The following is a 14457-nucleotide window of genomic DNA, read 5'->3' as shown; positions in this document are numbered from 1 at the left end:
AGTACCTCAGACGCGGTCGATGATCTTCTCGCCGAACAGACCTTGCGGGCGGAAGAGGAGGAAGACGAGGGCCAGCACGTAGGCGAACCAGATTTCGATGCCACCGCCCACGAAGGGGCCGATGTAGACCTCGGAGAGCTTCTCGCCCACGCCGATGATCAGGCCGCCGATGATGGCGCCGGGCACCGAGGTGAGGCCGCCCAGGATCACCACGGGCAGGGCGCGCAGCGCCAGCGTGGTGAGCGAGAACTGCACGCCGAGCTTGGAGCCCCAGATGATGCCGGCCACCAGCGCGGTGATGCCGGCCACGAACCACACGATCACCCAGATGCGGTTGAGCGGAATGCCGATGGACTGCGCCGCCTGGTGGTCGTCGGCCACGGCGCGCAGGGCGCGGCCGGTGCTGGTCTTCTGGAAGAACAGCGAGAGCGTGGCCACCAGCAGCGCGGCGATGCAGGCCGCGTACACGTCTTCGAGGTTCACGAGCACGCCGCCCTGGAAGGTGCTCTCGAACAGGAACACCGGGTCCTTGGGCATGCCCACGTTGATGGCGTAGATGTTGGAGCCGAACAGGGTCTGGCCCAGGCCGTCGAGGAAGTAGGTGATGCCCAGCGTGGCCATGAGCAGCGTCACGCCCTCCTGGTTCACCAGGTGGCGCAGCACCAGGCGTTCGATCAGCCAGGCCACGACCCACATCAGCGCACCCGCGAGCACGAAGGCGATGACGTTGGCGAGCACGCGGTTGTCGATGCCGATCCACTGCGGCACCCACTCGGCGAAGCGCGCCATCGCGAGCGCCGCGAACAGCACCATCGCGCCCTGCGCGAAGTTGAAGACGCCCGAGGCCTTGAAGATGAGCACGAAGCCCAGCGCCACGAGCGAATAGAGCATGCCGGCCATGAGGCCGCCGAAAAGTGCTTCGAGGAAGAAAGCCATGGTCTGTTGCCTCAGTGGGAGGTGCCGAGGTAGGCGCTGATGACCTCCTCGTTGCTGCGCACCTCCTGCGGGGTGCCGTCGCCGATCTTCTTGCCGTAGTCGAGCACCACCACGCGGTCGGAGATGTCCATGACCACGCCCATGTCGTGCTCGATCAGCACGATGGTGGTGCCGAACTCGTCGTTGACGTCGAGGATGAAGCGGCTCATGTCCTGCTTCTCCTCGAGGTTCATGCCGGCCATGGGCTCGTCGAGCAGCAGCATGCGCGGCTCCATGGCGAGCGCGCGGCCCAGGTCGACGCGCTTTTGCAGGCCGTAGGGCAGGGTGCCCACGGGCGTCTTGCGGTAGGCCTGGATCTCGAGGAAGTCGATGATGTGCTCGACGAACTCGCGGTGCTGTTCTTCTTCCTTCTGTGCGCCGCCCAGGCCGAAGGGGTTGCGGAACGCCTGCGACAACAGACCGCTTTTGATGCGCAGGTTGCGCCCGGTCATGATGTTGTCGATCACGCTCATGCCCTTGAACAGCGCCAGGTTCTGGAAGGTGCGCGCGATGCCCATCTCGGCCACCTGGCGGCTGTTCATGTGCTTGAAGGTCTGGCCGCGGAAGCTGATCGAGCCCTCTTGCGGTTGGTACACGCCGTTGATGCAGTTGAGCATGGAGCTCTTGCCGGCGCCGTTGGGGCCGATGATGGCGCGCACCTCGTGCTCGCGCACGTTGAAGCTGATGTCGGTGAGCGCCTTCACGCCGCCGAAGCGCAGGCTGATGTTCTTCACGTCGAGGATGACCTCGCCGATCTTCTTGCTATCGCTCATGCAGCGGCCTTCACGGGGGCAAAGGTCTTGGCGTCGCGGATCTGCAGCGTGGCGCTGACCGAGCCGGTGCGGCCGTCCTCGAACTTGACCTGGGTTTCGATGTACTGCTCGCTCTGGCCGCCGTAGAGCGCGTCGACCAGCACCTGGTACTTGTCGCCGATGAAGCCGCGGCGGACCTTGTTGGTGCGCGTGAGCTCGCCGTCGTCGGCGTCGAGTTCCTTGTGCAGCACCAGGAAGCGGCTGATCTGGCTGCCCGCGAGCAGGGCGTCGCGCGCCAGGTCGGCGTTGACCTGCTCCACGCATTCCTGGATCAGCGCGTACACCTCGGGCTTGCTCGCGAGGTCGGTGTAGCCGGTGTAGGGCAGGTTGCGGCGCTCGGCCCAGTTGCCCACGGCCTCGAAGTCGATGTTGATCATCACGCAGACCTTCTCGCGCTGGTCGCCGAAGGCCACGGCCTCCTTGATGTGCGAGAAGAATTTGAGCTTGTTCTCGACGTACTTGGGCGCGAACATCGCGCCGTCGTGCGCGCCGCCTTTGAGGCGGCCCACGTCCTTCACGCGGTCGATGATCTTGAGGTGGCCGCTGGCGTCGATGAAGCCGGCGTCGCTGGTGTGGTACCAGCCGTCGGCGGTGAGCACCTCGGCCGTGGCCTGCGGGTTCTTGTAGTAGCCCTTGAGCAGACCGGGCGACTTCACCAGGATCTCGCCGCTCTCGCTGAGCTTGATCTCCACGCCCTCGCAGGGCACGCCCACGGTGTCGGCGCGGGCTTCGTTGTCGGGCTGCAGGCACACGAACACCGCGGTCTCGGTGGAGCCGTAGAGCTGCTTGAGGTTGATGCCGATGGAGCGGTAGAAGCTGAATAGGTCGGGGCCGATGGCCTCGCCCGCGGTGTAGGCCACGCGCACGCGGCTCAGGCCCAGGTTGTTGCGCAGCGGGCCGTACACCAGCCAGTCGCCCAGGCGGTACTTGAGGCGGTCGAGCAGGCCCACGGGCTTGCGGTCCATCAGGTCGGGGCCGACGCGGCGCGCGAGCGCCATGCAGGTGTGGAACAGCTTGCGCTTGAGCGCGCCCGCGTCTTCCATGCGGATCATCACGCTGGTGAGCAGGCCCTCGAACACGCGCGGCGGCGCGAAGTAGTAGGTGGGGCCGATCTCTTTGAGGTCGATGGTGACGGTGCCGCTGCTCTCGGGGCAGTTCACCACGTAGCCCGTGACCAGCCACTGCGCGTACGAGAAGATGTTCTGGCCGACCCAGGCCGGCGGCAGGTAGGCCAGCACCTCGTCCTGCGGGCCGAGCCTGTCGAAGCGCGAACCCGCGGCCGCGCGGTCGAGCAGCGAGCGGTGGGTGTGCACCACGCCCTTGGGGTTGCCCGTGGTGCCGCTGGTGAAGAACATGGCGGCCACGTCGTCGGGCTGGCCCTGGGCCACCTGCTGCGCGAACAGGCCGGGGTGGGCCTGGGCGTGCGTGCGGCCGGCCTCGATCAGCGCGTCCAGGCTGTGCAGGCCGGGCTGGTCGTAGTTGCGCAGGCCGCGCGGGTCGTCGTAGTAGACGTGGCTCAGCGCGGGGCACTGCTCGCGCACCTCGAGCATCTTGTCGACCTGTTCCTGGTCTTCGACGATGGCGAAGCGCACCTCGGCGTTGGTGAGCGGGAACACGCACTCGGCGGCCACCGCGTCCTGGTAGAGCGGCACGGGGATGGCGCCCAGCGACTGTGCGGCCAGCATGGCGGCGTACAGGCGCGGGCGGTTGGCCCCGATGACCACCAGGTGCTCGCCGCGCTGCAGCCCGGCCTGGTGCAGGCCGCAGGCGACCGCCTCGACGAGTTGCGCCATCTGCGACCAGCTCGTGGTCTGCCAGATGCCGTACTCCTTCTCGCGCATGGCCGGCGCGTCGGGCCGTTGCCGGGCGTGCTCCAGCAGGCGCTGGGGGAACGTGGACTGCATGCCGTATGTCTCCTGTGCGGGATCCGTTGCTGCGCATGGTAGGCGCCGCTTTGACGTCGTGTTGTCGGTTCGACGACAATCCAGGGTCTACCCTGCTAGGACTTTCCCCATGTTCCCTGCCCGACGCGGCTCGATCCGCGAACGCGCGCGCCGGCCCACGGTGGCCGAGCTCGACAGCATTCCCTGGTTGCCGCAGCTCTCGGGCGAGGCGCGCGAGCGCGCGATCGATGCGCTCGAGGTGGGCATGGCCGAGGCGGGCGACACCATCTGCCGCTTCGGCCGGCCCGTGACGCTGTGGTTCGGCCTGATCGACGGCCTGCTCAAGATGAGCAACGACGACTCGCAGGGCCCGGCCATCACCTTCACGGGCGTGGCCCCGGGCGGCTGGTTCGGCGAGGGCACGGTGCTCAAGCACGAGCATTACCGCTACAACATCCAGGCCTTGCGGCCGAGCCTGATCGCGGGCCTGCCGGTGGAGACCTTCGACTGGCTGCTCGACCACTCGATCGGCTTCAACCGCTTCGTGATGCACCAGCTCAACGAGCGTCTGGGCCAGTTCATCGCGGCGCGCGAGATCGACCGCCTCAACAACCCCGACCTGCGCGTGGCGCGCAACCTGGCCGCGCTGTTCCATCCGCTGCTCTCACCCAACGTGGGCGGGGTGCTGCGCATCACGCAGCAGGAGCTGGCCTACCTCGTGGGCCTGTCGCGCCAGCGCGTGAACGAGGCGCTGCGCACGCTGCAGTCCAAGGGCTGGATCCGCATCGAGTACGGCGGGCTGCGCGTGCTCGATCTGCAGGCGCTGCGCTCGGGCGATCTGGGGTAGGCGCAGAGCGCGCCGGCGCGGGGGGCTTCTCCTACACGGCGCGCCGCGTTTGTCCGACGGCGCGGCCCGCACCCGGTGCCGAAGATGGGGCCTCAGCAACCACCGGAGGCCCACATGACCACCAAGATCCTCACCGCCCTCGCCCTGTGTGCCGCTTCGGCCATCGCCGCCGCGCAGACCGCACCGGCCTCGGCGGCCATGACCAAGGCCGAATACAACGCGGCCAAAGAGCGCATCGAGATGAACCACAAGAACGCCAAGAAGGCCTGCGACACCTTGAAGGACAACGCCAAGGACGTTTGCCAGGAGGAGGCCAAGGGCAAGGAGCGCGTGGAAAAGGCCGAGCTCGAGAACCAGTACAAGCCCTCGCCGGGCCATGCGCGCAAGCTGGAAGAGGTGAAGGCCGACACGGCCTACGCGATCGCCAAGGAGAAGTGCGAAGACCAGGCCGGCGACGCCGAGAAGGTGTGCAAGGCCGACGCCAAGGCCGCGCACGAACGCGCCATCAAGGCCACCAAGGGCTGAGTGACCGGCTGAAGCGGGGGCGGTGAGCGGACAATCCCGCCATGGCCTCCGATTCCCCCAAGCGCACCCTCTCCCTCAAACCCGCGGCGCCCCAGCCGCCCGCCGACCCCCGTGCCCCGCGCCGCCCGCCGGTGCGGCCGCGGGGCCCGGCGCGCCCAACCCATGAGCGCGGCCCAGCCGCCCGCGCCCCGGCCGCGCCCGCTCGACCCCGCGGCGCCGCCCGCCGCGGCCCCGAAACGCAAGACCACACCCCCGACCCCGCCGGCCGCTCCGATCGATCCCGCCGAGGCGCGGGCCCGGGCGCTCGCCGTGCTGGCCCGCTCCGCCGCCCCGCCGCCGCCGCCCGCAGCGGCGCGCGAGCCCCTGCCGCCGCGCGAAGGCACACGCCTGAACAAGCGCATGGCCGAACTGGGCCTGTGCTCGCGCCGCGAAGCCGACGACTGGATCGGCCAGGGCTGGGTGCTGGTGGACGGGCAGGTGGCCCAGATGGGTCAGCCGGTGCGCGACGACGCGCGCATCGAGATCCTGCCCGAGGCGCGCCAATCGCAGGGCGAGCGCGTGACCATCCTGCTGCACAAGACCATGGGCTACGTGAGCGGCCAGCCCGAAGACGGCCACCCCGCCGCGGTCTCGCTGGTGCAGTCGCGCAGCCGCTGGAAGGAAGACCGCGGCCCGCGCCGCTTCTCGCCCGCGCAGCTCAAGGGCCTGGCGCCCGCGGGCCGGCTCGACATCGATTCCACCGGTCTGCTGGTGCTGACCCAGGACGGCCGCGTGGCGCGCGCCCTGATCGGCGAAGACAGCGGTGTGGAAAAGGAATACCTGGTGCGCGTGGTGTGGGCCCCCAACGGCCCGCGCGCGCCCGACGTGGTCGAGCAGGACGTGCAGTCGGTGTTCCCGCCCGATCGCCTGGCCCTGCTGCGCCACGGCCTGTCGCTCGACGACCAGCCGCTCAAGCCCGCGCAGGTCGACTGGCTCAACCCCGAGCAGCTGCGCTTCGTGCTCACCGAGGGCAAGAAGCGCCAGATCCGCCGCATGTGCGAGGCCGTGGGCCTGCACGTGGTGGGCTTGAAGCGCGTGCGCATCGGCCGCGTGCTGCTGGGCAAGCTGCCGCCCGGGCAGTGGCGCTACCTGCAGCCCGACGAGCACTTCTGACACCGCCGGTCTGAAGGGCTCGGGGCCGCGGAAGGCGCGTGGCCACAATGGGCCATGGCCCGCCCACCCTCACCCCCCCCACCCGGCCGGCCGCGGCACCTGCGTGCGGGCGACCTGCGCGCGCTGGCCCAGCTGGCCACCCAGGCCACGCTGGGCGTCATCGGCATCACCGAGGGCGTGCACCAGGCCGTGCGGCACCGCGTCGGCCTGCCCGCGGGCGCGGCCGAGGGGCGCACCGGCGGCCTGACCGGGCGCGTGTACGGCGCCGTGCGTGGCGTCGCGCACGGCCTGGGCAGCGGCATCGACGGCGCGCTGCGTGCGCTGCTGCCCTTGCTCGACCGGCCCGCCGAGGCCGACGCCGACTCGCCCGCGCGCGAGGCCGTGCTGGCAGCGCTCAACGGCGTGCTCGGCGACCGCCTGGTGGCGTTGGGCAACGGCCTGGCCCAGCCCATGGAGCTGCGCGAGGGCGGGCGCGTGCTGCCGCTGCGCGTCGACGGCCCGGCCGACCCCGCCGCGCTGCGGCTGCAGCGCCCCACGCCGCACCTGCTGCTGATGCTGCACGGCCTGTGCATGAACGATCTGCAGTGGCGCCGCGGCGGCCACGACCACACCGAGGTGCTGGCCCAGGCGCTGCAGGCCACGCCCGTGCACCTGCGTTACAACAGCGGCCTGCCGATCGCGGCCAACGGCCGCGCGCTGGCCGAGCGGTTGGAGCGCCTGCTGTCGGTTTGGCCGGCAGCGCTGCAGGGCATCACGCTGGTCGGCCACAGCATGGGTGGCCTGCTGGCGCGCAGTGCCATGCACGCGGGGCAGCGCGCCGGACACCGCTGGCCGCACCGGGTGCGCCACCTGGTGTTCCTGGGCACGCCGCACCACGGCGCACCGCTGGAGCGCGCGGGCCATGGCGCCGATCTGCTGCTCGCCTCGTCGCCGTTCTCGGCCCCGCTGGCGCGCCTGGGCCGGCTGCGCAGCGCGGGCATCACCGACCTGCGCCACGGCCAGGTGCGCGCTGCCGACGAGGCCGCGCCCGAGGCGCCCCTGCCGCTGCCCGAGGGCGTGGTCTGCCTGGCCGTCGCAGCCTGCCTGGCTTCGCGTCGCGACCTGCTGGCCGACCGGCTGGTGGGCGACGGCCTGGTGCCGCTGCGCAGCGCGCTGGGCGAGCACGACGACCCCGCGCGCCGGCTCGCCTTCGCGCGCGGCAACCAGCGCGTGGTCTACCGCACCGGCCATCTCGACCTCCTGTCCAGCCCCGCCGTGGCCGATCAGTTGCGGCGCTGGCTGGCGCCACCCGACGCGTCGGCCGGATGAGCCGCCGCGCGGGCGGCGTACCCGGGTCTTGAAAAACCTGGGCCGCATCCCCAAATGCGCCGCGGCTTGTGCCCAGGCGGGCGTTTTCCCTCTCCCTCACCATTCCAGCCATGAGCAAACAGACCCATTCCTTCCAGGCCGAGGTGGCCCAGCTGCTGCACCTCGTGACGCACTCGCTGTACTCCAACCCCGACATCTTCCTGCGCGAGCTGGTCTCCAACGCCTCGGACGCCTGCGACAAGCTGCGCTTCGAGGCCCTGAACAACGCCGCGCTCTACGAGGACGCGCCCGAGCTCCAGGTGCGCGTGGCCTTCGACAAGGCCGCCCGCACCATCACCATCACCGACAACGGCATCGGCATGAGCGCGCAGGAGGCGATCGACCACCTGGGCACCATCGCCAAGAGCGGCACGCGCGATTTCGTGAGCAAGTTGAGCGGCGACCAGAAGTCGGACGCCCAGCTCATCGGCCAGTTCGGCGTGGGCTTTTATTCGGGCTTCATCGTGGCCGACCGCATCGTGGTGGAGAGCCGCCGCGCGGGCCTGCCCGCGGCCGAGGGCGTGCGCTGGAGCAGCGGCGGCAGCGGCGACTTCGAGGTCGAGGCGATCGAGCGCGCCGAGCGCGGCACCAGCGTCATCCTGCACCTGCGCGAGGACAAGACCGAGTACCTCAACCACTGGAAGCTCAAGACCATCATCGAGCGCTACAGCGACCACATCAGTCTGCCCATCCGCATGCAGGCCGAGGCCTGGGACGCCGAGAAGAGCGAGTACGTGACCAAGCCCGAGTGGGAGACCGTCAACTCGGCCAACGCACTCTGGTCGCGCCCCAAGAAGGACGTGAGCGACGAGCAGTACACCGAGTTCTACAAGACCCTGAGCCACGACAGCGAAGCGCCCCTGGCCTGGAGCCACAACCGCGTGGAAGGCAGCACCGAGTACACGCAGCTGCTCTACATCCCCGCGCACGCGCCGCACGACCTGTGGAACCGCGACCGCAAGGCCGGCATCAAGCTCTACGTCAAGCGCGTGTTCATCATGGACGAGGCCGAGAGCCTCATGCCGGCCTACCTGCGCTGGGTCAAGGGCGTGGTGGACTCGGCGGACCTGCCGCTCAACGTGAGCCGCGAGCTGCTGCAGGAAAGCCGCGACGTGCGCGCCATCCGCGAGGGCAACACCCGCCGCGTGCTCGCCATGCTCGACGAGCTCAGCAAGGACGGCGAGAAATACGCGACGTTCTATGCCGCCTTCGGCGCCGTGCTCAAGGAAGGCCTGGGCGAAGACTTCGCCAACCGCGACAAGATCGCGAAGCTGCTGCGCTTTGCGAGCACCACGCAGACCGACACCACCGCGCTCGCCGACTACAAGGCGCGCATGAAGGACGGCCAGAAGGCCATCTACTACCTCACGGCCGAGACCCTGGCCGCCGCCCGCAACAGCCCGCAGCTCGAGCTGTTCCGCCAGAAGGGCATCGAGGTGCTGCTGATGGCCGACCGCGTGGACGAGTGGGCGCTGTCTTTCCTGACCGAGTTCGAGGGCACGCCGCTGCAGAGCGTGGCCAAGGGCGCGGTCGACCTGGGCGACCTGCAGGACGAGGCCGAGCGCAAGGCCGCGGAGGAAGCGGCCGAGGGCTTCAAGCCGGTGCTCGAGAAGCTGCGCGAAAGCCTCAAGGACAAGGCCAAGGACGTGCGCGTGAGCTCGCGCCTGGTCGACTCGCCGGCCTGCCTGGTGGTGGCCGACGGCGACTACTCGCTGCAGCTCGCGCGCCTGCTCAAGCAGGCCGGACAGCAGGCGCCCGAGGTCAAACCCATCCTCGAGATCAACGCCGGCCACCCGCTGGTCAAGCGCCTCGAAGGCTCGGCGCATTTCGACGACCTCGCGCAGGTGCTGTTCGATCAGGCGCTGCTCGCCGAGGGCGGTCTGCCCGAAGACCCGGCGGCCTATGTGCGGCGCGTGAACGGCCTGCTCACGCAGGCGTGAGCAAGAAGTTGAAACAGGGGGCGAGGTCTTCACTACACTCGCCTCTGGTTCGGCGCGGGATCCGCGACGCCTGAACAACGTCCGCAGATCAGATCAGCCGTGCAATTCCAGCGCCCCTACGATCCAGCCATTTCGTTTCGCAACAGCCAGGGTGAAGCGGCCCGGGGCACGCTCACCAGCGTGCAGCGCCGCGCCCTGGTGATGGAGATCTACAACCCGTACTCCATCGTGCAGGTGAGCGAGGTGCTGAGCGAGCTCACCATCCGCTCGGGCGACCAGGCGCTGTACAAGGGCAAGGCCGTGGTGGTGGGCATGCTCAACACCGGCCTCATGGCCGTGGTGTCGGTGGCGCTCACGGACGAATGGTCCGACCTCAATGCCGTGGCGCACGGCAACGTCGATCAGGTGCGCCACGAAGCCCAGCGCTTCGTGCAGGACTGGGAAGAGCGATTCAAGGTTCGCCACACGTACCAGGTGGCCATCAGCGAGTTTCGCGCCTTCCTCGCCGAGACGGCCCGCTGGGTCGACCAGGCCGACCTCGCGGCCTCGCTGCCCAAGGCGCCCGATGGCCGCCTGCAGGAAGACGTGTTCGCGTCCATGGCCGAGCCGCTGATGGTCAAGGGCAAGGAGTTCCTGATACGGCTCGAGGCCGAGGCAGCGAGCCTGCCCGAAGAAGACGCACCGCTGCACCGCGCCTTCGCCCAGGCCGCGCTGCACCCGCTGCTGCTGCGTGCGCCTTTCGTGTGGCGCACCTTCACGAAGCCGCTGGGCTACGCGGGCGACTACGAAATGGTCAACCAGATCCTGGGCGATCCGCGCCAGGGCAACAGCACCTACTTCCAGATCGTCAATGCCATGTTCCTGCGCGCGGCCGTGGCCCAGGCCCACCGCAACCGCATCGAACTGCTCATGGCTTTTCTGGGGCGCGCGGCGGATGCGGCCGAGCGCGAAGGGCGGCCGTTGCGCATCCTGAACGTGGGCTGCGGCCCCGCGATCGAGGTGCAGCGCATGCTCGCCAGCGGGCGCGACCTGTCGCGCCTGCATTTCACACTGGTCGACTTCAGCCGCGAGACGCTCGACTACACCCGCGCGCGCATCGAAGAAGCTTCACGCGCCCATGGCCGCAGCGTGTCGGTCGACTACGTTCACGAGTCGGTGCACGACCTGCTCAAGCGCCCGGCTCGCCAGGCGCCCGCGACGCCGGGCGAAGGGCACGACGTGGTGTATTGCGCCGGCCTGTTCGATTACCTGTCCGACAAGGTCTGCAACCGGCTCATGCGCTACTTCCTGCACAGCTGCAACCCGGGCGCGCGCCTGCTGGTGACCAACGTGCACGCCGACAACCCCGAACGCTTCGGCATGGAGCACCTGCTGGAGTGGCACCTGATCTACCGCGACCACGCGCAGATGCGGGCGATCATTCCCGAGGTCGACGGACCGGTCGAGCTCTACACCGACGACACCGGCGTCAACGTGTTCGCAGAATTTGGTGCGCCCCTGGCCGTGTCCCCGGCTTCGACCCCCGAGCGCACCGCATGAACGCGCCGGCCGCGCAGGACTACCAGGAAGAGCTGGCGGACTTTCGCGTCACCTACAGCCGTGCGGGCTGCATCACGTCCATCGTGCTGGTGCTGGGCGGTGTGGGCCTCGATCTCTCGAGCTACCCCGCCTACTGGCGCGAATTTCTGGCCGCGCGCGTGGGCGTTGCGCTGGCCACTGCGTTCATCTTCGGCCTGCTGTTCACCGGCTTCGGCCGCCGCCACGTGCGCGTGCTCACCATGGTCTGGCTGCTGCTGCCGCAGGCCATGATCGCCGGGATGATCCAGCAGACCGACGGGGTCGAGTCGATCTACTTCGTGGGCCTGCACCTGGCGCTGTACGCGGTGGGCATCATCCTGCCCATCAGCTTCTTCGAGTCGGTGAGCTTCGGTCTGGTCACGCTGGGCCTGTACCTGCTGGCCTGTGTGTTCAATGCCAATGACGTGATGCACACCGGCATGCTGACCACCAATGCGCTGTTCATCCTGTTCTCGGCCGCGGCGGCGGCGGTGTGCACCTGGTTCAACGAGCGCGCCCGGCTGCGCCTGTTCTCGCTGCAGCGCGAGGTGCGCGCGAAGAACGCGTCGCTGGTCGAGATCAACCAGACCCTTACCGAGGTCAAGGGCCAGCTGGTGCACCGCGAGAAGATGGCGGCGATCGGCACGCTGTCGGCCGGCCTGCTGCACGAGCTGAACAACCCGGTGAACTTCAGCCTCATGGCCATCGACATGGGCCGCCAGCTGCCCGCTGCCCAGCAAGATCCGATGCTCGCCGAAAGCCTGGCCGACGCGCGCGAAGGCCTGGTGCGCATCCAGAACATCGTCACCGACCTCAAGACCTTTGCGTACCAGAAGCCGGGCGGCGACAGCCTGCGCCCCTTCCTGTTCGAGAACGCGGTGCGCTCGGCGGTGCGGCTCGCCGGCTTCGACCTCAAGGACGTGGCCGTGCGGCTCGACCTGCCGCAGGACACGCACGTGCTCGGCGACGAGCCCGCGCTGATCGGCGTGATGATCAACCTGCTGAGCAACGCCGCGCACGCGGTGCGTGTGGCCCAGCGCGACAAACCCGAGGTGGTGGTGAAGGCCGTGATCGAGGGCGATCGCATGCACGTCACGGTGCGCGACAACGGCCAGGGCATCCTGCCCGAGAACCTCGAACGCGTCTTCGAGCCCTTCTTCACCACGCGCGACGTGGGCAGCGGCCTGGGCCTGGGCCTGAGCATCAGCTATGGCATCGTGCAGCGCCACGGCGGCACCCTGAGCGTGCGCAGCGAACACGGCGCCTGGACCGAGTTCCACTTCGACCTTGGGAGGCCGGTGTGAACGCGCCCGGGCCGATCGACGCCCACGCCGTGCTGCTGGTGGACGACGAGGCGCAGGCCTGCAAGTGGTTCGCACGCCGCTATGGCGACGAGTTCACCGTGCTCACCGCCAGCGGCATGGAAGAGGCCCTGGCGGTGCTGGCCGCGCGCGGCAGCGAGGTGGCCGTGCTCATGACCGACTACCGCATGCCGCGCCACACCGGCGTGGACCTGCTCGCCGCGGTCAGCGGCTCGCACCCGCACGTGGTGCGCGTGCTCATGTCGGCCTACGCCGACAAGGACGTGGCGCTGCAGGCGGTGAACCTGGGCCGGGTCGAGCACATCCTGGAGAAACCGCTCGACGAACCGCTCACGCGGCAGGTCTTGCGCGAGGCCCTGGCCACGGCGCGCCAGCGCGCCCACGAGCGCGCGCTGGGCGAGCGCCGCGCCGCCATGCTGCGCGAGACGCTGGGCTTTCTCGCGCACGAGGTGCGCACGCCGCTCGCCACCGTGAGCGGCTACCTCGCCGCGCTGCGCGACCGCGCCAGCGGTGGTGACGCCACTACCGGCGCGCCCCTGCCCGATGCCGCGCCCGGCGACACCCTGCGCATGATCGAGGCCGCCCAGCGCCGCGCCGAGTACGCGCAGTCGCTGGTCACGAGCTTCGTCAACACCGCGCGCGAGGCCTACCGGCCCGACAGCCAGGCCTCGCTCACGGCCGGCGATCTGGTGCGCGCGGCGCTGCACGAATACCCCTTCGAGCCCGGCGAGCGCGAGCGCCTGCACACCGCGCTCGACGCCGACTTCCCCGTGCCCTCGCGCCAGCGCGACCTGCTGTACCTGGTGCTCTGCACGCTGATCAAGAATGCGCTGCAGGCCCAGCAGGGCCAGGCGCAGCCTGCCCCACGCATCGAACTGGCGCTGTGCCGCACGCCGCGGCCGAGCCTGCGCGTGATCGACAACGGCCCCGGCCTGCCCGCCGAACTGAAAGACCGGCTCACGCTCCAACCCGTGGCATCGGGCTCGGGCGGCACGGGCATGGGCCTGCTGTTCTGCCGGCGCGTGATGACATCGATCGGCGGCGACATCGCCGTGGGTGACACCGAAGGCGGTGGCGCGACGGTGACGCTCCTGTTTCCCGAGACAAGACCAGTGGAGGTTTCCCCGTGACCCGCAACAAGATCCTGTACGTCGATGACGAGGCGATGGCGCTCAAGTACTTCGAGCGCCTCGTGAGTCCGCTCGCGCCGGTGCTCACCGCCACCTCGGTGGACGAAGGCCGCGCGCTGCTCGACGCCCACGCCGGCGAGATCGCCGTGCTCGTGAGCGACCAGCGCATGCCCGGCGCGCGCGGCAACGAGCTGCTGCGGCACGCGCGCGAGCGCCACCCCGCGGTGGTGCGCATGCTCACCACCGCGTACTCCGACATTGGCGAGGCCATCGAGGCCATCAACAGCGGCGAGATCTACCGCTACATCGCCAAGCCCTGGGAACTCGAACACCTGCGCGCCGACCTGCGCAACGCGCTCGAGCTGGCCGCCTTGCGCGCCGAGCGCGACGGCCTGCTGCGCGAGAAGCTCATGGTGGAGCAGGCCCGTCTGCTGGGCCAGCGCATCGCGCAGCTCACGGCGGTGGCCGCGGCGCTGGGCCGTGGCGGCCACGAGGCCGCGGTGCACGCGTATGTGCGGGCCGCGCTGGCGGCCGGTGCGGCCTCGCCCGCGGTCGACTGGCGGCGCTGGGACTACGCCGAGCTGCTGTCCGCCGAGGGCGAACGCGCGGTGCAGCTGGTGGACCAGGTGCGCCAATGGTGGGCCCTCTGGGGTGCACCGCCCGCCGGGGGAGACGAACGCCTCGGTGTGCTGGCGAACGCGCTCGGCCTCAGCGCTTCGGGCGGATCGCTGGCCCTGCCCGGGCCGGCCGTGCTCACCGCCGTGCTCGGCGCCGAACCCGGGTCGGCGATCGGCGCGGCCGACAGCGCCTGTCTGGCCTGGTTGTTGTGGGTGGAAGGGGCCGCGCAGCTGCGCGTGGCCGGCGCGCACATCGATGTGGTGCCGGCCGAAGCCCAGGCGCCCCGGCGTGGCTGGCTGGCCGACGCCATCGAGGCCGCCGTGCCGCAGGCCGCCTGAGACCCGACCGG

The 14457-nt window shown here is 69.9% G+C and carries 12 protein-coding genes; 9 read left to right on the top strand and 3 right to left on the bottom strand.

Annotated elements, in window-relative coordinates; genetic code table 11:
• Window positions 1–6 precede the first annotated feature (6 nt).
• Genes G9Q37_RS13435 through G9Q37_RS13425 form a run of 3 tightly spaced genes read right to left on the bottom strand, consistent with a single transcriptional unit; the run spans window position 7 to window position 3691 of the window.
• Window positions 7–936 carry a branched-chain amino acid ABC transporter permease gene (locus G9Q37_RS13435; RefSeq protein ID WP_166227807.1) on the bottom strand — a complete coding sequence of 310 codons (930 nt, stop codon included), beginning with the start codon at window positions 934–936 and terminating at the stop codon, window positions 7–9.
• 11 nt (window positions 937–947) lie between these two features.
• Window positions 948–1748, bottom strand: coding sequence for an ABC transporter ATP-binding protein (locus tag G9Q37_RS13430; protein WP_166227805.1), 801 nt, complete (start codon window positions 1746–1748; stop codon window positions 948–950).
• Entirely contained in the window at window positions 1745–3691 is a 1947-nt protein-coding gene (locus G9Q37_RS13425) for an AMP-dependent synthetase/ligase (protein ID WP_166227803.1), read from the bottom strand. The genes G9Q37_RS13430 and G9Q37_RS13425 overlap by 4 nt, the downstream gene beginning before the upstream one ends.
• A gap of 109 nt (window positions 3692–3800) precedes the next feature.
• Here G9Q37_RS13425 and G9Q37_RS13420 point away from each other — a divergent pair, with 109 nt between their 5' ends.
• The 9 genes from G9Q37_RS13420 to G9Q37_RS13380 all read left to right on the top strand — a co-directional run bounded on the left by G9Q37_RS13420 (window position 3801) and on the right by G9Q37_RS13380 (window position 14446).
• Complete coding sequence (locus tag G9Q37_RS13420) at window positions 3801–4517, top strand: Crp/Fnr family transcriptional regulator (RefSeq protein WP_166227801.1); 717 nt, start codon at window positions 3801–3803, stop codon at window positions 4515–4517.
• 114 nt (window positions 4518–4631) lie between these two features.
• Entirely contained in the window at window positions 4632–5042 is a 411-nt protein-coding gene (locus G9Q37_RS13415) for a hypothetical protein (RefSeq protein WP_240936388.1), read from the top strand.
• Between the two features lie 162 nt (window positions 5043–5204).
• Window positions 5205–6194, top strand: coding sequence for a pseudouridine synthase (locus G9Q37_RS13410; protein ID WP_240936387.1), 990 nt, complete (start codon window positions 5205–5207; stop codon window positions 6192–6194).
• A gap of 54 nt (window positions 6195–6248) precedes the next feature.
• Window positions 6249–7502, top strand: a complete 1254-nt coding sequence (locus G9Q37_RS13405) for a PGAP1-like alpha/beta domain-containing protein (RefSeq protein ID WP_166227798.1) — start codon at window positions 6249–6251, stop codon at window positions 7500–7502.
• Window positions 7503–7612: 110 nt separating this feature from the next.
• Complete coding sequence (gene htpG / locus G9Q37_RS13400; protein WP_166227796.1) at window positions 7613–9481, top strand: molecular chaperone HtpG; 1869 nt, start codon at window positions 7613–7615, stop codon at window positions 9479–9481.
• 99 nt (window positions 9482–9580) lie between these two features.
• Window positions 9581–11020 (top strand): class I SAM-dependent methyltransferase, encoded by a 1440-nt coding sequence (locus tag G9Q37_RS13395; RefSeq protein ID WP_240936386.1) that lies wholly within the window; start codon window positions 9581–9583, stop codon window positions 11018–11020.
• A complete protein-coding gene (locus G9Q37_RS13390) occupies window positions 11017–12342 on the top strand; it encodes a sensor histidine kinase (RefSeq protein ID WP_166227794.1) in 1326 nt (441 codons plus the stop codon). The genes G9Q37_RS13395 and G9Q37_RS13390 overlap by 4 nt, the downstream gene beginning before the upstream one ends.
• Complete coding sequence (locus tag G9Q37_RS13385) at window positions 12339–13490, top strand: hybrid sensor histidine kinase/response regulator (RefSeq protein ID WP_166227792.1); 1152 nt, start codon at window positions 12339–12341, stop codon at window positions 13488–13490. Before G9Q37_RS13390 ends, G9Q37_RS13385 begins: the two co-directional genes overlap by 4 nt.
• Window positions 13487–14446 carry a response regulator gene (locus G9Q37_RS13380; protein WP_166227790.1) on the top strand — a complete coding sequence of 320 codons (960 nt, stop codon included), beginning with the start codon at window positions 13487–13489 and terminating at the stop codon, window positions 14444–14446. The genes G9Q37_RS13385 and G9Q37_RS13380 overlap by 4 nt, the downstream gene beginning before the upstream one ends.
• The last annotated feature ends 11 nt before the right edge of the window (window positions 14447–14457 follow it).

The sequence above is a fragment of the Hydrogenophaga crocea genome (assembly GCF_011388215.1).
GTDB lineage: Bacteria > Pseudomonadota > Gammaproteobacteria > Burkholderiales > Burkholderiaceae_C > Hydrogenophaga > Hydrogenophaga crocea.
Note: the sequence above shows the minus strand (reverse complement) of the source record. Positions and strands in the feature narration are given on the sequence as shown.

Bases quoted from the DNA above. Each gene is read 5' to 3' on its own strand.
- G9Q37_RS13405 (WP_166227798.1), top strand. From the start codon at position 6,249: ATGGCCCGCCCACCCTCACCCCCCCCACCCGGCCGGCCGCGGCACCTG.
- G9Q37_RS13420 (WP_166227801.1), top strand. From the start codon at position 3,801: ATGTTCCCTGCCCGACGCGGCTCGATCCGCGAACGCGCGCGCCGGCCC.
- G9Q37_RS13425 (WP_166227803.1), bottom strand. From the start codon at position 3,691: ATGCAGTCCACGTTCCCCCAGCGCCTGCTGGAGCACGCCCGGCAACGG.
- htpG (WP_166227796.1), top strand. From the start codon at position 7,613: ATGAGCAAACAGACCCATTCCTTCCAGGCCGAGGTGGCCCAGCTGCTG.
- G9Q37_RS13415 (WP_240936388.1), top strand. From the start codon at position 4,632: ATGACCACCAAGATCCTCACCGCCCTCGCCCTGTGTGCCGCTTCGGCC.
- G9Q37_RS13390 (WP_166227794.1), top strand. From the start codon at position 11,017: ATGAACGCGCCGGCCGCGCAGGACTACCAGGAAGAGCTGGCGGACTTT.
- G9Q37_RS13435 (WP_166227807.1), bottom strand. From the start codon at position 936: ATGGCTTTCTTCCTCGAAGCACTTTTCGGCGGCCTCATGGCCGGCATG.
- G9Q37_RS13410 (WP_240936387.1), top strand. From the start codon at position 5,205: ATGAGCGCGGCCCAGCCGCCCGCGCCCCGGCCGCGCCCGCTCGACCCC.
- G9Q37_RS13430 (WP_166227805.1), bottom strand. From the start codon at position 1,748: ATGAGCGATAGCAAGAAGATCGGCGAGGTCATCCTCGACGTGAAGAAC.